Raw genomic sequence first — 17,916 nt, forward strand, 5'->3', positions numbered from 1 at the left:
TTAGAGGAAAGTAAATGAGTAAATTAAGTAGAAGAGAATTTGTTTATATGATGGCAGTACTAGGTTCTGCTCCTGTTTTTGCTAATTCACATACAAGAATGGTTGAAACAACAAAGAATTTAGAAGATTACTATAAATTAAAACCTTATGGTAATGTAAGACTTATGCATATGACAGATTCACACGCTCAATTATTACCAGTATATTTTAGAGAGCCTAGTGTTAATTTAGGTTTCTACGGAAATTATGGTAAACCACCACATATTGTTGGTGACAAATTATTAGACTATTACGGAATTAAAGGTAATAAAAGACTTGAGTATGCATATTCATGTGTTGATTTTGAAAAGCATGCAAAAGCAATGGGGAGAACTGGTGGTTTTGCTCAAATCAAAACTGTTGTAGATTTTTTAAAAAATTCATTTGGTGAAGATAAAACTTTACTTTTAGATGGTGGGGATACATGGCAAGGGTCATGGACTGCATTACAAACTAGAGGTAAAGATATGGTTGGAGCTATGAATTTACTTGGTGTTGATGTTGCTGTTGGTCACTGGGAATTTACTTATAATGCACAAGAAGTATTAGATAATGTTAAATTGTTAGATGCTGAATTCTTAGCGCAAAATGTAAAAGTTAAAGAAGATGCATTATTTGAAGAAACTGAGATAGCGCAACAAGCTTATGATATGGATGAGGGTTATGCTTTTAAACCATATACTATGAAAGAGATTGGTGGAGCTAGAATTGCTATTATTGGTCAAGCTTTCCCTTATACAACAATTGCAAACCCTCAAAGATTTATTGAAGATTGGTCTTTCTCTATTAATGATGAAGGTATGCAAGAAGTAGTTGATATGGTTCGAGAAGAAGAAAAACCAGATGCTGTTATTGTTCTTTCTCATAATGGTTATGACACTGACAAAAAAATGGCAGAAGTTGTAACTGGAATTGACTTTATTATGGGTGGACACACACATGATGGTGTTCCTGAAGCTTATCCTGTTAAAAATGAAAATGGTGTTACATATGTATGTAATGCAGGTTCAAATGGTAAATTCTTAAATGTATTAGATTTAGATGTAAAAGATGGAAAAATAGTAGGTCACAAATTTACTTTACTTCCAATCTTCTCTGATTTAATTCCTGAAGATCCAACAATGAAAAAATATATCGAAGATGTTAGAGCTCCATTTAAAAAAGACCTTGATAGAGTTATTGCTACAACAGAGCAAACTTTATTTAGAAGAGGTAACTTTAATGGTTCTTGGGATCAAATCATTTGTGATGCATTAATTGATGTTAAAGGTGCAGATATTTCACTTTCTCCTGGATTTAGATGGGGAACATCAGTTATGCCTGGACAAGATATTACATTTGATGATTTAGCTACACAAACAGCCATGACATATCCAGAAACTTATGCTAGAGATATTTCAGGTAAAGATATCAAGTTAATATTAGAAGATGTTGCTGATAACTTATTTAATGAAGATCCATTCTACCAACAAGGTGGAGATATGGTTAGAACAGGTGGAATTTCATATAAAATCAATCCTACTGCAAAAATGGGAGAAAGAATTTCTGAAATTACACTTACTAAAACTGGTAAAAGACTTGAAGCTAATAAATCTTACAAGGTTGCTGGTTGGTCTACTGTTGGTTCAAAATCTCCAGGAGAGCCAGTATGGGAAACATGTGAAACTTATTTACAAAATGTGAAACATATTGCAGATTTAAAAGTTGATACTCCAGATATCGTTGGTATCAAAGGAAACCCAGGAATCGTTTAATTCCTTGTATAAAGGTATAGAGTGTTATCTCTATGCCTTTTCAGTTTATTAAAATACTTTTTTAGTTTTTTAATAAGTTGAAAGAAGGAAGAAAATGATTATTAGAAGGACGATTTTTTTATTTACAATCTTAGCTTTTTTTGTGAATTTAAAGGCAGATTTTAAAGAGGGTAAAGTTTTATTTGAAGATAAATGTGCATCTTGCCATGAAGAGTATATCTCATTTAAAAAATTAAAAGAGAATTTTTTTGAAAGAAACAATACTTTATTGAATTTAACTATTCCAACACAAAACATGTTAGCATGGGCTATTATGGAAAGTAGTAAAAAAATAGGTGATCCAAATGATCCTGAAATGAGAATTGTTGAGATAGAAGAGTATTTAAAAGAATATTTAGCAAATCCAGATATTAATAACACTGTTTGTGATAGTCATGTTGTTAAATACTATAAAGAAAAAGAACCAATGGAAATAACTGAAGATGAAGCAACATTGTTAGCTGAATTTTTTATGGGTTATAAAGAGGATAGACTAAAAAGGTTTCCTAAGCCAGTTAAAGTTTTAAAAGATAACAATGACGATGATAAAATCATTAAAGAAGCTTTAGAAAAAAATAAACAAATTATAGTTTTTGCTACTGCTCAAAGTTGTTACTTTTGTAAAAAAATGAAACATGATGTTCTTGATTTAACTGAAGTTCAAGAAGCAATAGGTGAAGATTATATTTTTGTAGAGGTTGATGTTGATTATGTTGCCTTACCTTTTGGTTTAAACGAAAGATTTAAAGGTATGACACCAACATTTTTTATTTTAACTAGTGCTGGGCAATTAATTAATACTTATCCTGGAGCATGGGATAGAAAAGACTTTTTAGGAATATTGAAGGAAAATTTATGATAAAACATAAGGTTTTAGACACTTTTAGTGCAAAAAAAGGTCAAAGTGGTTTGCCTAGACCAAAAGCTGATAGATTAGAATTAATATTTGATTTTGGAATAAAAGATGATAAATTTGCTGGTAAAGATATAGATAAAGCTGTTATGATAGTTGGTAAAACTACATATGATTTAGCTAAGGAAAATGATATTAGTATTGAGTATGGAAGTTTAGGAGAAAATATACTATTTGATTTTAATCCACATAATTATCATGTTGGAACTATATTTGAAATTGGTGAAGCACAAATACAAATTACTGAAAACTGTACTATTTGTAACCATTTAGCAGTTTTTGATGATGATTTACCAATTATCGTTCAAGATTGTAGGGGAATATATTGTAAGATTTTAAAATCTGGTGAAGTAAAAAAAGGTTCAACAGTAAAAATTATAGAAAAGCAACATAATGTTGCATAAAAAAAGGATATAGATGAAAAGTTTTTTAATAGTTATATTATTAACTGTATTTAGTTTTGCCGAATCAACTTTTAACGACCCACAACCAACATTTGACAGCCCGAGAAAAGTAGCAATACAATTGTATGATTCAGATTTAAAAAAAGTAGATCATAATTTAAGTACAATTTATAATATTTTAAAAGAATACCCAGAAGAGAGTCTAAAGGTAGTCGTAATTGCTTATGGGAATGGTGTTAGAGCATTAATGAAAGATTATGATGAAAAAGCATTAACAAGAATAAAGTCTTTAATGGAATATGACGTAGAATTTATTGTATGTAGAAATACTATGGAAACTATGAAATGGACTGAAGATGATTTTATTGAAGATGTTTCTTATGTTCAAGCAGGAATAGTAGAAGTTATTGAAAGACAAATTGGTGGTTATGTAGGAATAATCGCCTATTAAAAAAGAGGGATAACCCTCTTTTTTTTTACTTTAAAAGATTAAAAACTCAATTTATTTCTACTTTTAAAAATTCAATTAAATATTACATTTGAACATAACTTCACTATAACTTACTTTTATGTTTTAGCATCATTTCTTTATTGTATAAATAAGTAAAATCTAATAAATTATTATAATTACAAAAAGGAGTATATTATGTTAAAAAAAGTGTTAATTTTTATGTCTATTTTTTTAGTTTCATTAAGTTTAAACGCAAAAAAAATCTCTCAAGATAATTGTGATTCATTAGGCGAAGATTTCATCTTTGCAGGTGGGGAATGTATTGAAACAAGAACCTTTGAAGGAGATTCAAATGATCATATTATGATTATTGTTCATGGAACTTGGGATGAGGGGACAAACACACTAGGTAGATATGCACCCTTTGCAGAAAATATGAATATGATTACAGATTTAACTACAATAGCTGTAGCTCTTCCTGGATATTCAAATTCATCAACAAACAATTTTCAAGCTTTAGCCCATGAGGGAGTAAAGAATCTTTCTTCAAATAAAGAGTATATTTTATTTTTAGGTAAATTAGTAGATGCCTTAAAACAAAAGTATGAAGCTATAACTGTAACATATGTTGGTCATAGTGCAGGTGCAAGAATGGGAGCAACTTTAACTGGATTAAAACCTGGACTGATTCAAAATATAGCATTAGCAGGTGGAGGTTATGTTACAAAAACTGAAAATAAAGGGAAAAATCTAGTATCTTTCAATGATGTAATTGAAAATGCAGATAAAAATACAAAATATCTATTTATCTATGGAACAGAAGATAAAATCTCAAAACCAAAAGTAACTACTGATTTTTTTGAAGTTGCTAAAAAGAATGGTTTAAATGCAAAACTTGTAAAGGTTGAGGGTGCAGCACATTTGGATTTAGATATGACAGATAGATCTATTGAAGCTATAGTTGAAATGGTTGAAGAAGAGTAAAACTACTTCTCTTCAACTTTTAATGGTTTATATTGTAGCATTGTGTCTATAAAATAATTACGGATAATTTATGAACAAGAAAAAACAGTTACAGTTTAATTTAAATAATTTTTTATTATCAATATCTTTGGTCTTAGATTTAGTTGAAAAAGATTTAAAAAATACAAAAAAGAATCACTCCAGAAGAATTGCTTTTATTTCTTTAAAATTAGGTGAAAAATTTCAATTGAGCCCACGAGAAATGGCAGATTTATGTGCTTATTGTTTACTTCATAATGTAGCATTAAAAAAGATTAATGAATATAATAAAGAGTATTTTGAATTAGCACAGAACTTAGCTGAAAAATTACCATTTTTATGTAAGTACGATGATGTATTAAAATATCATCAAGAACACTACGATGGTTCCTCTTTTTTTGGTTTAGAAGAAAATGAAATCCCATTTTTATCACAAATTATCTCATTTGCGCATATTGTAGATACTAATTTTGATTTTTTAGATGAAAATGTTCAATTAAAGAAAAATATCAAAAGTTTTATTGAAAAAAATGAAGATAAGCTTTTTTCAAAAGATATCTCTGATATGTTTTTAGATGTATCATCAACAGTTGATTTTTGGATTGATATTCAAAATGAAAACGATATACTTTTTCATATCTTTTCTACTTTATATGATTTTACAATAGAACCAACATTCGAAGAGGTTTTAGAAATCACTTCTATTTTTACAATTTTAAATGAAGAGAATGAAAATATACTAGATAAATGTTCAAAAATGGCAGATTTTTATAATTTTGAACATAAAGATAAACAAACATTTTTAATTGCAGCATCATTATATAATATTGGAAAATTAGCAATTCCAAGTAGAATCTTGACAAAACCTGGGAATCTAAATGAAAACGAGTTTGAGATTATGAAAACTTACCCTTATTATACAAAAAAGATTTTAGCAAATCTAATGGGTTTTAATGATATTTCAAATTGGGCATCAAGAGCTCAAGAAAGAGTTGATGGACAAGGTTACCCATACAAACTTTCAGGTAAAGATTTAAGTTTAAAAGACAGACTTATGGCTGTTTTAAACGTTTATCAAGCACTTACAACAAAAAAGTCTTATCGTGATAAACATAATCACCAAGAAGCTATTACTATCATGATAGACTTAGCAGAAGAGGGCACTTTAGATAAAACTATTGTTCAAGATGTAAATAAACAGCTGGGGTAAATTAAATTACTCCGCAACTGTTGTTAAATTTAAAAGTTTCCAAGAATATATTCCACCTCTGTACCATTTAATCTTTTCTTGAGGAAACCCAAGTTTTATTAAGTTTTCAATTGCAAAACTTGATTGTGGACACCAAGCACCATTACAAAATAGAACTAACTCCTTAGCCTTTGAAAAATCATATTTATTTTCTGAAATCTCTTTTACTCCAATCATCTCTAATGCATCATAAAAGGCATCTGGATATTGACTTTTATCAAAATATATAAATGGGATATTTTCAGCAGTTGGAATTGTAAATTGTAAAAACCAATCAGGTAATCTTGAATCGATCAAAAGCATATGTTTGTTTGTTTGTGACTTTTCGATAAACTTTATAACCTCAAGTTCCCCAATAGTTTCAATTTTGTCATTGATTTTCATTGGAGTTATTTTCCCCATTGTTGTAAGAAACTTTTTAACACAAGCTTCAGGTAAACCCTCTTTTGCATAGTTCCCAGAAAATAAGTTTTCAGGGTCGCCTCCATTTACTAAAAGGCACTCCTCATTCTCTATTCTTTTGATTGTAATAGTTTTTTCATTACTCTCAATCTCAACACCTACATTTTTTAAATCATAAGCATAAGAAAATGAAAAACTAAACAATAAAATTATAAATAAAAAAATTTTCATAATTACTCCTTTTTAACTAAACTTTAAGTTTATATAAAATAACTTAAACTTCTTATATAAAACTACTTCATTAAGAAGAAAATAAAAAACTATTTTATAATTATATTAGAGGTGACCATTATGTACAATAATATAAATATAAAAATTAACGGTTTAAATGATAATACTTCATTAAAAGTTGTAGATTCATTAAAAGATATAATTAAACAATTTTCTTATCTAGATTTTAGAAGATTATCAAAAATTGTTATAACTTCTAATTTTCAAAGGGATGTTGATAGCATTACTCAATCAAGTAAAAAGGGTTTTGAAAACAACTATAGAGCAAATAAAGACACTTATGCGGTTGTTTTAACAGTTCCAAAAGATGACGATTTTGAATTAGTATTAGTAATGAAATCTAATTTTGCAAAAAGTATTACCTATAAAAAAGATGAACAAGTGTATAAAAATGCCTTGCATGTCTTAAATCATGAGTTTGCACATATTCATGATAACAATAAAAAAATTGATGTTTTCAAACAATTAATGAAAACTAAAACCTACAAAGGTAAAGACTCAATCATATTTCCAATAGCAGAGACTTGTTGGAGTGAATATATTGCAAATTTTATCTCTTCACAAAGTGCCTTAGTTACTCAATATCCAAAATTGCTTGCTATTACTTTACTTGAAAAAATTTATTTATCGCAGCAAGATATAAAAACATCTTTAATGGCATATAAAATAAATAACAAAAGAGAAGACCTAGTTGAAAACTCTATTGCACAAATTGAAACACTTTTAAAAACAGCCTCATATTTAATTGGTTATTTAAATGGAATGCAAATTACATTAGCAGAACTTGATGATGAGATTGATCTAAAAATAGAGTCATCACACTTTAAAGAGTTTTGGTCATTATTAAAACATGAATTAGCTAGTATACATCAAGTTTATCCCCATGGATTCATCAATTTAAACATATATAGGAATCTAGCTTTTTTAATTGATAACTTTTACAATGAAATGGGAATCATATTTGATGAAGATAAAAAAGGTAGAATTCAAATTCACATAATTTAATTATGATACAATTTTCTCTTTTTTAGAGGAAATTATATATGATAAAAGATGTTGCGTATAAATATGCATTAATTTCTGTTTTTCTATGGTCAACTGTTGCAACTGCATTTAAATACTCATTAAAGTATTTAAGTCCTGAACAACTTGTCTTTTTTGCATCATTGTCCTCACTACTTATTTTGCTATTTGTTTTATTAATACAAAAAAAACTTTATTTAATCTTTGATTATATTAAAAACAATACTTTACTTGTTTTGATATTAGGTGCTATAAATCCATTTTTATATTATCTTGTTTTATTTAAAGCCTATGACTTATTACCTGCTCAAGAAGCTCAAGCTATAAATTACACTTGGGCCTTAATGTTAGCTTTTCTTTCTGTACCATTTTTAAAACAAAAATTAAAACTTAGTGATATAATTGCAGGAATAATTTGTTATTTTGGAGTATTGATTATCTCCACAAAAGGGGAACCTTTTTCTTTAAATTTTTCAAATTTAGATGGTGTATTTTTAGCATTATTAAGTACAATTCTTTGGTCTTTATATTGGATTTTTAATACAAAATCTAAAGCAGATCCTCTAGTAAGCTTATTTTGTAACTTTTTATTTGCCTTGCCAATGATATTTATTTATGTACTTTTAACTGATAGTTTTGAAATTACAAATATAAATGGATTATTTGGTGCTATTTATGTAGGCTTATTTGAAATGGGTATTACCTTTTTGTTTTGGTTAAAAGCAATGCAAACAACAAATAATACATCAAAAATAGCAAATTTGATTTTTATATCTCCATTTATATCTTTAATTTTTATTTACTTTATTTTAGATGAGCAAATTTATATTTCTACTCTTTTTGGACTTTGCTTTATAATTTTTGGACTAATAATTCAAACTAAAAAGAAAAGTCCTAATTAATCATTATTTTTATGAATAATTATTCAAAATAGCAACAGCATAGCATTTAGTAAAATTCTTATAAAAATGATTAAAAATTACACAAAAATAGCATTTTTTTTAAGTTTCATTTAAAATTCACTGTGAAATAATAGATAATGAAAATTTAGTACTACTTTTAGTAATACTAAAAATTTATTATAGGAATTTTAGTTTGGCAAAAATAAAAAATAGTAGAACAGTAATAAAAAATGTTATATCTAGACATGCAAAAAAAGAGAAAAAAGAAATTTCTCAATTGACAATTAAAATCGATAAAAAACTCGATGATGCATTAATTATTTTATCTGAGCAAATAAATATTTCAAAAAATAGACTTATAGAAGATATACTTTTTGAAAGTGGTATATTAGAAGAAGTTGATGAAAACTATATAGGATCAAAATGAATATCTTTCCATCAAAAGAAAATATAATTGATTGTATACTTTTAGGGATAAAAGAAGCAAGAAAAAACTATGGTTTTTGGACAACTGATGAATTGTTTTTATCATATGCTCCACCAAAGTTTTTAACAATTCATGTTGCACAAGAGATTGGGAAATTAGACAATGCACCTGAGATTTTTATTGATGCCTCAGTTGCAGATATTTTAAGATGTTCATTACCAGATCGAACAGCTTTTAAATCTTTTATGAATGAAAAAGGTTTAACTCAAGATGTAATAAGTTTAACTTTAGATGAGAGGTTTGAGCATAAAACTGACAATGATTCAATTTCAAGAGTTATTTTGAGTTTAAATAATGGTGTTAGAAATGCTTCGGAAGAGTATAAAAATGAAGTGGATAAAATATGTAAAATGATAAACCGTACTAAAAAAGAGGACTCAACTTTAGATTATGGCGTATTTGCATTTTATTTAGATATATCAAGTAGCGCTAGAAAAAAGGCAATTAAAAGAGTAGATGAGATTATTGAATCTTTTGATGAAATAGTATCACAATATAAAAATTTAAAATCTAATTTTAAAGGAGGAAATATAAATACAATAGAAAACATCGGTGAGTGGTGTGTGGGTTGTTATATTATAGAACCTACTTTTAATTAGATTTATTATTTTAAGGAGTATAAATGATTGAGATAAAAAAACTTGCTAGTGCATTAGCACTTAGCGCAGCAGTTGCAACATCAATGGTAGCAGCAGATACAGTTAAAATAGGTGTACAAGCACCTATTACAGGTAAATATGCAAATGAAGGTCAAGGAATTGATAACTTTGTTAGACTTATTGTTGACGAAAAAAACAAAGAGGGTGGACTTTTAGGTAAACAAATAGAAGTTGTTACTTGTGATGATGAAGCAAAAGCTCAAAAAGCAGCAGTATGTGCTAAAAAATTAGTAAATGAAGGTGTATTTGCTGTAATTGGTTCTTATACTTCAGGAGCTACTGAAGCTGCACAAACGACTTATTATAGAAATAAAGTACTACAAACTTCTGATGGTACAAGTGATTCTTTAATTAAAAGAAAATATTGGACTTTCTTTAGAAATTCATTTCCAAATTCAGCTCAAGGTGAATTCACTGCTGATTATTTTGTAAATGTTAAAAAGTATAAAAATATTGTAGTTCTTTCTGATTACTCTTCATATTCAGATGGTTTAGCAAACTCTGTTGTTGATTCAATTGAAAAAATTGGTGCAAAAGTTGCATTTAGAGGAAAAGTTAAATCTGGTTCTCAAAACTTTACAGCTATTTTGACTAAAATCAAAGCTTTAAAGCCAGATGTAATTTATTATTCAGGATATTATACTGATGGTGGACTTATTAGAGTTCAGCAACAACAATTAGGAATTAAAGCTGATTTTGTTGGTGGGGATTCAAATGACAACCCAGACTTCTTAAAACTTGCTGGTAAATCAGCTGAGGGTGTATATTTAGTAAATGTACCAACTCCAGAGTTATTACCATATGAAACTGCTAAAAAGTATTTAAAAGCTTATGAAGATAGATTCAACATGAAACCACCTTCAATTTGGGCAGTTGTTAATGCAGATGGATTAAGAGCAGTTATTGAAGGTGTTGAAAAAACAAACTCTTTTGATACTAAAAAAATCTCAGATTATGTTAGATCTATGAAAGATTTCCCAGGTATTACTGGACCATTTAATATTAGAGAAGATGGAGAAAGAGTTGGAGCATCGTTAATGGTGTATGAGATTCAAGAAGACGGAAGTTATAAAGTATCTTATAACAAATAATAAATAAAGAGAGACTAGATGGATATTTTTCTTCAACAGCTAATTAATGGGTTAACTATAGGAAGTTTATATGCATTGGTAGCTTTAGGTTATACAATGGTTTACGGTGTGATGAAGTTAATTAACTTCGCACACGGTGACCTTGTTGCCTTTTCTGCTTATGTTGGGCTTACTATTTTTTCACAACTATTTGGAGCAAGTGCTGCTTCTTTTATAAATGTGATTATAATCTTTTTACTAACAGCAATTATAGTGGCTTTTGTAGGTGTTCTTCTTGAGCGTCTAGCTTACAGGCCTTTAAGAACGGCACCAAGATTAAGTGCTGTGGTTTCAGCTTTAGGTGCAGCATTGGTTATTCAAAATGGTATTATGCTAATTTGGGGACCAAATATGCAGATTTTTCCAGCTGATTTATTACCAAGTACAACTTGGGATATCGGTGGTGTTATTATTACATTTACTCAAGTTTGTATTTTAGTTTTATCAGCAGTTTTAATGGTAGCTTTATATTTCTTTATCAATAAAACAAAGATAGGTACTGCAATTCGTGCAACCTCAATTGATCAAGATGCAGCTAAATTAATGGGTATCAATGTAAATAGAGTAGTTATGACTATTTTTATAATTGGTTCTATGCTTGGAGCAATAGGTGGTCTTTTTATTGGACTTTATTATAGAGCATTAACCTTTGATATGGGATGGCTTTATGGTTTAAATGCATTTATTGCAGCTATTATTGGTGGTATTGGAAATATTCCAGGAGCAATGATTGGTGGCCTTTTACTAGGATTGTTTAATGCCCTTATTGCTGGGTATATCTCTTCAGAATGGGCTGAGACTTTTACTTTTATTCTACTTATTGTAATTTTAATTGTAAGACCAACAGGTATTCTTGGTGAAAAAACGGCGGAGAAAGTATAATGAATAAAACAACATTAATCGCTGGTATTTTTATAGCAGTAATGGCTATTTTTCCGTTTTTAGTTGATTCAGCATGGTTATCAATTGGTATTACATTTCTAGTATTTGCAATTGTTGCATTTTCACAAGATATTATTCTTGGTCGTGCTGGTGTATTTAATATGGGTCATGCTATTTTCTTTGGTATTGGAGCTTATACGACAGCCATTTTAAACATTCATTTTGGATTTGAGATTATTGCAACTATTCCCTTTGCTATTATAGTACCAGCTATTGTTGCTATTTTATTAGCAGGTCCTATTATTCACTTAAGGGGAGATTATCTTTTAGTTGCAACAATTGGATTTAATATCATTTTTGAGCAAGTATTATCAAATGATCCTGGTGGATTAACTGGTGGTCCAAATGGTATTTTTGGGATTGACGTAGTTAGAATCTTCGGATATGAACTATTTTCTGATACTGCAATATATTATATGGCATTTGGTTTATTGATTTTAACGCTTTTAATTATTAGAAATCTTGATACATCAAGATACGGTAGAGCCTTATATTACATAAATAAAGATGAAATTGCAGCAAAATCTATGGGAATAAACGTTCCATATTATAAATTATTTGCTTTTGCTTTAGGTGCAGCTATTGCAGGTGTTGCAGGTTCTGTATTTGCAATTCAATATTCAGCAGTATCACCTGAATCATTCAGTTTTATGCAATCAGTAATGTTCTTTGCTATTGTACTTGTTGGTGGTTCAGCATCACTTCCAGGTGTAATAATTGGTACATTTGTAATGTTTGTATTACCAGAGTTATTTACAGAGTTTAAAGAATCAAGATATTTAATTTTTGGTGCAGCGATGGTTTTAACTATGGTACTTAGACCAAATGGAGTTTGGCCAGCAACTTTTGGGAATATCCCAAAATTCTTAAGACCAAATAAGGAGGCTAAATAATGGACTATGTTTTAGAAATAGAAAATGTATCTAAATTTTTCCATGGTTTAGTTGCAATTGATGATTTAACTATCAAGGTAAAACCTGGACAAATATATGGAATAATAGGTCCCAATGGAGCAGGTAAAACAACTTTATTTAACTGTGTTACTGGTATTTATACCCCTGAAGAGGGAACTATTAAGTACAAAGGTAAAAATATTACGGGAATGCAACCACATAAAATAGCCCAAATGGGAGTTTTAAGAACATTTCAAAATATTAGACTTTTTAAAGAGATGAGTGTAGCTGAAAATATTATGGCTGGATATCATACAAAGTCAAAACAAAAATGGTATCACGCAATTATTCACACACCTTTTTATAAAAAAGATGAAAAACAAGCTTGGGAAAAAGTTGGTGAGTTAATGGAATTTTTTAATCTTTCAAAATATTCAACTACTCCAACAGGTGATTTATCATACGGTAACCAAAGAAAAGTTGAGATGGCAAGAGCTTTAGCAGCAAACCCTGAGTTACTTATTTTAGATGAACCAGCTGCAGGTCTTAATGAAAATGAAACTAAAGAGTTAACTGAAATCATTAGAAGTATTTCTAAACTAGACATTGGAATTATGATGATTGAGCATGATATGGAGATGGTTATGAACTTAACTGACTATATCACAGTAATTAACTTTGGTAAAGAGATTTCTCAAGGTGAACCTAGTTTTGTTCAAGATGACCCAAGGGTTATTGAAGCTTACATTGGTAGCGATGATGAAGATGAGGAGTTGTAATGGTAGATCATGAAATATTATTAGATATTAAAGACTTAGAGGTAAGTTATGGTGCCATTTCAGCAATTAAAGGGATATCTTTAAATGTAAGAAGAGGCGAAGTTGTAACAATCTTAGGTGCAAATGGTGCAGGAAAAACTACAACACTAAGAACTATATCAGGACTTTTAAAGGCAAAATCAGGACATATCATCTTTGATAAAAATGATATTACAAAATCTGAAGCCCATGATATAGTTAGCCTTGGTATGTCTCATTCTCCAGAAGGAAGAAGGGTATTTGGTACTTTAACAGTAGAAGAAAATCTTATGATGGGTGCATATACATTAAAAGGTCACGATAAAGAGACATTGCAATGGATTTATGACATTCTACCAAGATTAAAAGAGAGAAGAAAACAATTAGCAGGAACTCTTTCAGGTGGTGAGCAACAGATGCTAGCAATTGGAAGAGCAATTATGTCCAAACCAAAACTTTTGATTTTGGATGAGCCATCATTGGGTCTTGCACCTATTTTAATAAAAGCAATTTTCAAAGCTGTAAAAGAGATTGCTCAAAGTGGAGTAACTGTTTTATTAGTTGAGCAAAATGCAAAAGCAGCACTTAAACTTGCTGATAGAGCGTATGTTCTTGAAGTAGGAAAAATCACACATGAAGGAACTTCTGAAGAGTTATTAAACTCTGAGACAATTCAAGAAGCATATTTGGGTAAAAAACATTAATATGAGACATAAACGTAGATTACAATCAAAAGTGCAAGATTTACATAAAGGCCAGAAAATCCTTAATTAAAGCAGGAAAGTGACTATGTTTAGCAGTCACTAGTCTTTTGAGCACATTTTAAATGTGTGTTCTAAAGCTGCTTAAAACTAATTTAAAAAAACAATAAATTTTTAAGGACAATAAATGAAAAATGAACAAATAATAATAGATTCATCAATAAAGTTAGCAGAAAAATGGCAAAATAGAGCAACACAACTAGTAAGTGATTTTGATAGAGAATTCTATGTAAAAATGAATAAAATGTTAGATCACCCAAAAGATAAAGCTCTTTTAATTGAGTTAATGGATCAATCATTTAGAGTGGAAAATCTAGCTAGGGTGGCAGATCAAATTTGCTTTTTATTAGAAAAACATGGAATGGCTCATTTCTTTACAACAAAAGATAGAATGCTATTATGGATGTTCCAAAATATCGGAAAATATTTCCCAGCATTATCTGTTCCAATGTTTGTTAACCAAATTAGAGAAGATTCAAGAACAGTAGTTCTTAAAGGTGAGGATAAGCCATTTAATGAACACCTGGTGATGAGAAAAAATGAGGGAACTAGAGTTAATATTAACCTAATTGGAGAAGTAGTTCTAGGAGAAGAAGAAGCAGAAGAGAGAATTGAAAAATATCTTAAAGCTTTAGAAAATCCAAATATTGATTATATTTCTATTAAGATTTCAACTATCTATTCTCAAATTAATCCATTAAATTTTGAAGGAACTATTCAAACATTAGTTAAAAAATTAACTAGAATTTATGAGCAAGCGCAAAAATATCCATATATTGCACCAGATGGTACTAAATCAAATAAATTTATCAACCTTGATATGGAAGAGTATAGAGATTTAGATATCACAGTTGAAGTATTTAAAAGAACTTTAGACTTGCCACAGTTTAAAGACTTCTATGCGGGAATTGTACTTCAAGCTTATATTCCTGATTCATTCCTAGTTCAAAAAGATTTATGTCAATGGGCAAAAAATAGAGTTGAATCTGGTGGAACTCCTATCAAGTTTAGACTTGTAAAAGGTGCTAATATGGAGATGGAAGAGACAGAAGCATCTCAAAAACACTGGGAGATGGTAACTTATACTGAAAAGAGTGATACTGACTCAAATTACAAAAGAATGGTAAGATATGCATTAGAGCCAGAAAATGCACCATATATGCATGTGGGAACAGGTTCACACAACTTATTTGAACAAGCATTTGCAATTGAACTAGCTAAACAGAACGGTACAAGTAACTACCATACTATGGAGATGCTTGAAGGTATGAGTGAATCTGCAAGGCTTGCAATTAAAGAGAGTACTAAAAATCCTATTCTTTATGCTCCAACAGCTTCAAAAGAGCAATTTACAAATGCTATTGCATACTTAGTTAGAAGATTAGATGAAAATACTGGTGTAAATAATTTTATTAGGTATTCATTTGGTCTTACAGTTGGGTCTAAAGATTGGAATATGCAAAAAGATTTATTCTTAAAATCTTTTGAGAATGAAAAAACTTCATTTGTAGGTGCAAAAAGAATACAAAATAGACTTACTGAAAAATGGGATAATTTCAATGGTTCATCTTATGATTTAGGTGAGTATCACGCAGAAGCTGATACAGATTTTATACTTCCACAAAACCAAGAGTGGGCAAGAGGTATTATTGAAAAATGGAAATTCTCAAAAGATACTGAGCATCAAGTTACACCTGTCGTAATTGGTGGAGAAGATTTAGTTGGAGATAGAAAAGTAATAGAAGCTATTGACAAGTCTCAAGTTAAAGATGGTGTACTTGCTGGTAAATTTGCAAATGCAACTGCTGAGGATATCAAAAAAGCTGTGGAAGTTGCAAAAGCTGATGTTGATGGCTGGAGATCAAAAACTCATAAAGAGAGACATGCACTATTAAAGCAAGCAGCTATAAAAGTGCGAGAAAGAAGAGATGACCTTATTGGTGTTGCAGCTGCTGAAGTTGGTAAAATCTTTACTGAGACGGATGTTGAAGTATCTGAAGCAGTTGATTTTATCGAGTTTTATGCACACTCAGCTGATGATTACTGGGGGAATTTTGGAAACTTAGAGTTTAGTGGAAAAGGTGTAGGTGTAGTTGTACCACCTTGGAACTTTCCTGTTGCCATCCCTTTAGGTGGAGTAGCTTCAACTTTAGCTGCTGGTAACACTGTAATTATTAAACCTGCATCTGTAGCAGCACTTACTGCTTATGAAATGTGTAAATGTTTCTGGGATGCTGGAATTTCAAAAAATGTACTTCAATTTGTACCTTGTCCTGGAGCACTTGCAGGTGAGCACTTAATAGCAAATAAAGATGTTGACTATGTTATTTTAACTGGTGGTGAAGATACTGCATATAAAATGTTGGAAACAAGATCAGATTTATTATTAACTGCTGAGACAGGTGGGAAAGATGCAACTATCGTAACAAGTATGGCTGATAGAGAACAAGCTATTAAAAATGTATGTTTAAGTGCATTTAATAACTCAGGTCAAAAATGTTCAGCTACTTCACTTTTAGTACTTGAAGAGGAAGTTTATAATGATCCGGCATTTAAAAAGGCATTAGTTGATACAGCAAAATCTATGAATGTAGGCTCTGTTTGGGATTTTGGAAATAGAATTGGTACATTAGCAAATCCAGTTTCTGGAAATCTTAAAAAAGCACTTGAATCTTTAGAAGGTAACGAAGAATGGGCATTAAAACCTTCATATGTAGATGATAATGAATATATGCTAAAACCTTCTATTAAGTGGGGAGTTGATGAGGGTAACTTTATTCATATGAATGAGTTATTTGGACCTGTACTTGCTGTTATAAAAGCAAGAGATTTAAAACATGCTGTTGAAATTGTAAACTCAACTGGATATGGATTAACTTCTGGAATTGAATCACTTGATGAAAGAGAAATTAAATACTGGAAATCAAATCTTAAAGCTGGAAATCTTTATGTAAATAGAGGAACAACAGGAGCAATTGTACTTAGACAACCATTTGGTGGAATGGGTAAATCTGCTATTGGTGCAGGTAGAAAAGTAGGTATTTTCAATTATATTACTCAGTTCGTAGACTTTACAGAAACTTCAAAACCAAAAGTTTCAAAAAAATATAATACTGATCTTACAAGATTTATTGATTCTTGTAAAAGTGCAAATAAAGAGGATATTGAAAAGTTATCTGTTGCTTTACAATCATATTATGAAAATTATGAAAATGAATTCTCTCAAGAGAAAGATTATTGTAATGTTAGAGGTGAAGATAACCATTTTAGATATATACCACTAAAAAATGTATTAATCAGAGTGTCAAATGATGATACTATTTTTGAAGCTGTTTCAAGAATTTTAGCTGCTAGAGTATCTGGAGTTCATTTTAAAGTTTCAATAAATAATAATGATGAAGTAAAAAACTTTTTAGAACAAGCAAAAGATATATTATTAACAGCTAGAGATTCAATGATTGTACAAGATGATAACTCATTTGCTGAAGGTTTAGCACAATATGATAGAGTTATATATTCTGATATAAACAAAGTACCAGGATCTGTATTTAAAGAAGCCTCAAAAACTGCTACATTTATAGTACGAGCTAAACCTATGATGGAAGGGAGATTAGAACTATTAAACTACTTCATAGAGCAATCAATATCACATTCATACCATAGATATGGAAATATTGGAGCAAGAGGAATTGAATAAACTAAAATGCTATGATGAAAATCATAGCATTTTTTGAAAAAAATCTCATTTCACTACTTTTTAGACACTTTTTATTGTTAT

17 protein-coding genes are annotated in these 17,916 nt (G+C 29.6%); 16 read left to right on the forward strand and 1 reads right to left on the reverse strand.

Annotated elements, in window-relative coordinates:
• Window positions 1-14: 14 nt before the first annotated feature.
• The 6 genes from soxB (at window position 15) to AC2TY9_RS11285 (ending at window position 5,812) form a co-directional block, all read left to right on the forward strand.
• Window positions 15-1,793 (forward strand): thiosulfohydrolase SoxB, encoded by a 1,779-nt coding sequence (soxB, locus tag AC2TY9_RS11260; RefSeq protein ID WP_489777559.1) that lies wholly within the window; start codon window positions 15-17, stop codon window positions 1,791-1,793.
• Window positions 1,794-1,887: 94 nt separating this feature from the next.
• Window positions 1,888-2,691 carry a thioredoxin fold domain-containing protein gene (locus AC2TY9_RS11265; protein WP_489777560.1) on the forward strand — a complete coding sequence of 268 codons (804 nt, stop codon included), beginning with the start codon at window positions 1,888-1,890 and terminating at the stop codon, window positions 2,689-2,691.
• Complete coding sequence (locus AC2TY9_RS11270) at window positions 2,688-3,149, forward strand: MOSC domain-containing protein (protein WP_489777561.1); 462 nt, start codon at window positions 2,688-2,690, stop codon at window positions 3,147-3,149. Before AC2TY9_RS11265 ends, AC2TY9_RS11270 begins: the two co-directional genes overlap by 4 nt.
• A 13-nt stretch (window positions 3,150-3,162) precedes the next feature.
• Window positions 3,163-3,600, forward strand: a complete 438-nt coding sequence (locus tag AC2TY9_RS11275) for a DsrE family protein (RefSeq protein WP_489777562.1) — start codon at window positions 3,163-3,165, stop codon at window positions 3,598-3,600.
• Window positions 3,601-3,795: 195 nt separating this feature from the next.
• Window positions 3,796-4,584 carry an alpha/beta fold hydrolase gene (locus tag AC2TY9_RS11280; RefSeq protein ID WP_489777563.1) on the forward strand — a complete coding sequence of 263 codons (789 nt, stop codon included), beginning with the start codon at window positions 3,796-3,798 and terminating at the stop codon, window positions 4,582-4,584.
• A gap of 70 nt (window positions 4,585-4,654) precedes the next feature.
• Entirely contained in the window at window positions 4,655-5,812 is a 1,158-nt protein-coding gene (locus AC2TY9_RS11285; RefSeq protein ID WP_489777564.1) for an HD domain-containing phosphohydrolase, read from the forward strand.
• 6 nt (window positions 5,813-5,818) lie between these two features.
• Here AC2TY9_RS11285 and AC2TY9_RS11290 read toward each other — a convergent pair whose 3' ends face one another.
• Window positions 5,819-6,484, reverse strand: a complete 666-nt coding sequence (locus AC2TY9_RS11290; RefSeq protein ID WP_489777565.1) for a rhodanese-like domain-containing protein — start codon at window positions 6,482-6,484, stop codon at window positions 5,819-5,821.
• 120 nt (window positions 6,485-6,604) lie between these two features.
• Between AC2TY9_RS11290 and AC2TY9_RS11295 the strand changes: the two genes are divergently transcribed.
• The 10 genes from AC2TY9_RS11295 to AC2TY9_RS11340 all read left to right on the forward strand — a co-directional run bounded on the left by AC2TY9_RS11295 (window position 6,605) and on the right by AC2TY9_RS11340 (window position 17,835).
• Complete coding sequence (locus AC2TY9_RS11295; protein ID WP_489777566.1) at window positions 6,605-7,549, forward strand: hypothetical protein; 945 nt, start codon at window positions 6,605-6,607, stop codon at window positions 7,547-7,549.
• 38 nt (window positions 7,550-7,587) lie between these two features.
• Complete coding sequence (locus tag AC2TY9_RS11300; protein WP_489777567.1) at window positions 7,588-8,469, forward strand: DMT family transporter; 882 nt, start codon at window positions 7,588-7,590, stop codon at window positions 8,467-8,469.
• Between the two features lie 193 nt (window positions 8,470-8,662).
• Window positions 8,663-8,896, forward strand: coding sequence for a hypothetical protein (locus tag AC2TY9_RS11305; RefSeq protein WP_489777568.1), 234 nt, complete (start codon window positions 8,663-8,665; stop codon window positions 8,894-8,896).
• A complete protein-coding gene (locus AC2TY9_RS11310; protein ID WP_489777569.1) occupies window positions 8,893-9,555 on the forward strand; it encodes a hypothetical protein in 663 nt (220 codons plus the stop codon). Before AC2TY9_RS11305 ends, AC2TY9_RS11310 begins: the two co-directional genes overlap by 4 nt.
• A gap of 23 nt (window positions 9,556-9,578) precedes the next feature.
• A complete protein-coding gene (locus tag AC2TY9_RS11315) occupies window positions 9,579-10,706 on the forward strand; it encodes a branched-chain amino acid ABC transporter substrate-binding protein (RefSeq protein WP_489777570.1) in 1,128 nt (375 codons plus the stop codon).
• Window positions 10,707-10,724: 18 nt separating this feature from the next.
• Entirely contained in the window at window positions 10,725-11,627 is a 903-nt protein-coding gene (locus AC2TY9_RS11320; RefSeq protein WP_489777572.1) for a branched-chain amino acid ABC transporter permease, read from the forward strand.
• Entirely contained in the window at window positions 11,627-12,580 is a 954-nt protein-coding gene (locus tag AC2TY9_RS11325) for a branched-chain amino acid ABC transporter permease (RefSeq protein WP_489777573.1), read from the forward strand. Before AC2TY9_RS11320 ends, AC2TY9_RS11325 begins: the two co-directional genes overlap by 1 nt.
• Complete coding sequence (locus AC2TY9_RS11330) at window positions 12,580-13,359, forward strand: ABC transporter ATP-binding protein (RefSeq protein ID WP_489777575.1); 780 nt, start codon at window positions 12,580-12,582, stop codon at window positions 13,357-13,359. The genes AC2TY9_RS11325 and AC2TY9_RS11330 overlap by 1 nt, the downstream gene beginning before the upstream one ends.
• The gene (locus tag AC2TY9_RS11335) at window positions 13,359-14,081 is read left to right on the forward strand and encodes an ABC transporter ATP-binding protein (protein ID WP_489777576.1); all 723 of its coding nucleotides are present in this window, start codon (window positions 13,359-13,361) and stop codon (window positions 14,079-14,081) included. The genes AC2TY9_RS11330 and AC2TY9_RS11335 overlap by 1 nt, the downstream gene beginning before the upstream one ends.
• 184 nt (window positions 14,082-14,265) lie before the next feature.
• Window positions 14,266-17,835 (forward strand): proline dehydrogenase family protein, encoded by a 3,570-nt coding sequence (locus tag AC2TY9_RS11340; RefSeq protein WP_489777578.1) that lies wholly within the window; start codon window positions 14,266-14,268, stop codon window positions 17,833-17,835.
• Window positions 17,836-17,916: the final 81 nt, after the last annotated feature.

This window comes from Arcobacter sp. ISO1, from assembly GCF_058105185.1.

What these genes read in the sequence shown, in the direction of transcription:
- soxB (WP_489777559.1), top strand. Translation starts at nt 15, where the DNA reads ATGAGTAAATTAAGTAGAAGAGAATTTGTTTATATGATGGCAGTACTA.
- AC2TY9_RS11265 (WP_489777560.1), top strand. Translation starts at nt 1,888, where the DNA reads ATGATTATTAGAAGGACGATTTTTTTATTTACAATCTTAGCTTTTTTT.
- AC2TY9_RS11270 (WP_489777561.1), top strand. Translation starts at nt 2,688, where the DNA reads ATGATAAAACATAAGGTTTTAGACACTTTTAGTGCAAAAAAAGGTCAA.
- AC2TY9_RS11275 (WP_489777562.1), top strand. Translation starts at nt 3,163, where the DNA reads ATGAAAAGTTTTTTAATAGTTATATTATTAACTGTATTTAGTTTTGCC.
- AC2TY9_RS11280 (WP_489777563.1), top strand. Translation starts at nt 3,796, where the DNA reads ATGTTAAAAAAAGTGTTAATTTTTATGTCTATTTTTTTAGTTTCATTA.
- AC2TY9_RS11285 (WP_489777564.1), top strand. Translation starts at nt 4,655, where the DNA reads ATGAACAAGAAAAAACAGTTACAGTTTAATTTAAATAATTTTTTATTA.
- AC2TY9_RS11290 (WP_489777565.1), bottom strand. Translation starts at nt 6,484, where the DNA reads ATGAAAATTTTTTTATTTATAATTTTATTGTTTAGTTTTTCATTTTCT.
- AC2TY9_RS11295 (WP_489777566.1), top strand. Translation starts at nt 6,605, where the DNA reads ATGTACAATAATATAAATATAAAAATTAACGGTTTAAATGATAATACT.
- AC2TY9_RS11300 (WP_489777567.1), top strand. Translation starts at nt 7,588, where the DNA reads ATGATAAAAGATGTTGCGTATAAATATGCATTAATTTCTGTTTTTCTA.
- AC2TY9_RS11310 (WP_489777569.1), top strand. Translation starts at nt 8,893, where the DNA reads ATGAATATCTTTCCATCAAAAGAAAATATAATTGATTGTATACTTTTA.
- AC2TY9_RS11315 (WP_489777570.1), top strand. Translation starts at nt 9,579, where the DNA reads ATGATTGAGATAAAAAAACTTGCTAGTGCATTAGCACTTAGCGCAGCA.
- AC2TY9_RS11320 (WP_489777572.1), top strand. Translation starts at nt 10,725, where the DNA reads ATGGATATTTTTCTTCAACAGCTAATTAATGGGTTAACTATAGGAAGT.
- AC2TY9_RS11325 (WP_489777573.1), top strand. Translation starts at nt 11,627, where the DNA reads ATGAATAAAACAACATTAATCGCTGGTATTTTTATAGCAGTAATGGCT.
- AC2TY9_RS11330 (WP_489777575.1), top strand. Translation starts at nt 12,580, where the DNA reads ATGGACTATGTTTTAGAAATAGAAAATGTATCTAAATTTTTCCATGGT.
- AC2TY9_RS11335 (WP_489777576.1), top strand. Translation starts at nt 13,359, where the DNA reads ATGGTAGATCATGAAATATTATTAGATATTAAAGACTTAGAGGTAAGT.
- AC2TY9_RS11340 (WP_489777578.1), top strand. Translation starts at nt 14,266, where the DNA reads ATGAAAAATGAACAAATAATAATAGATTCATCAATAAAGTTAGCAGAA.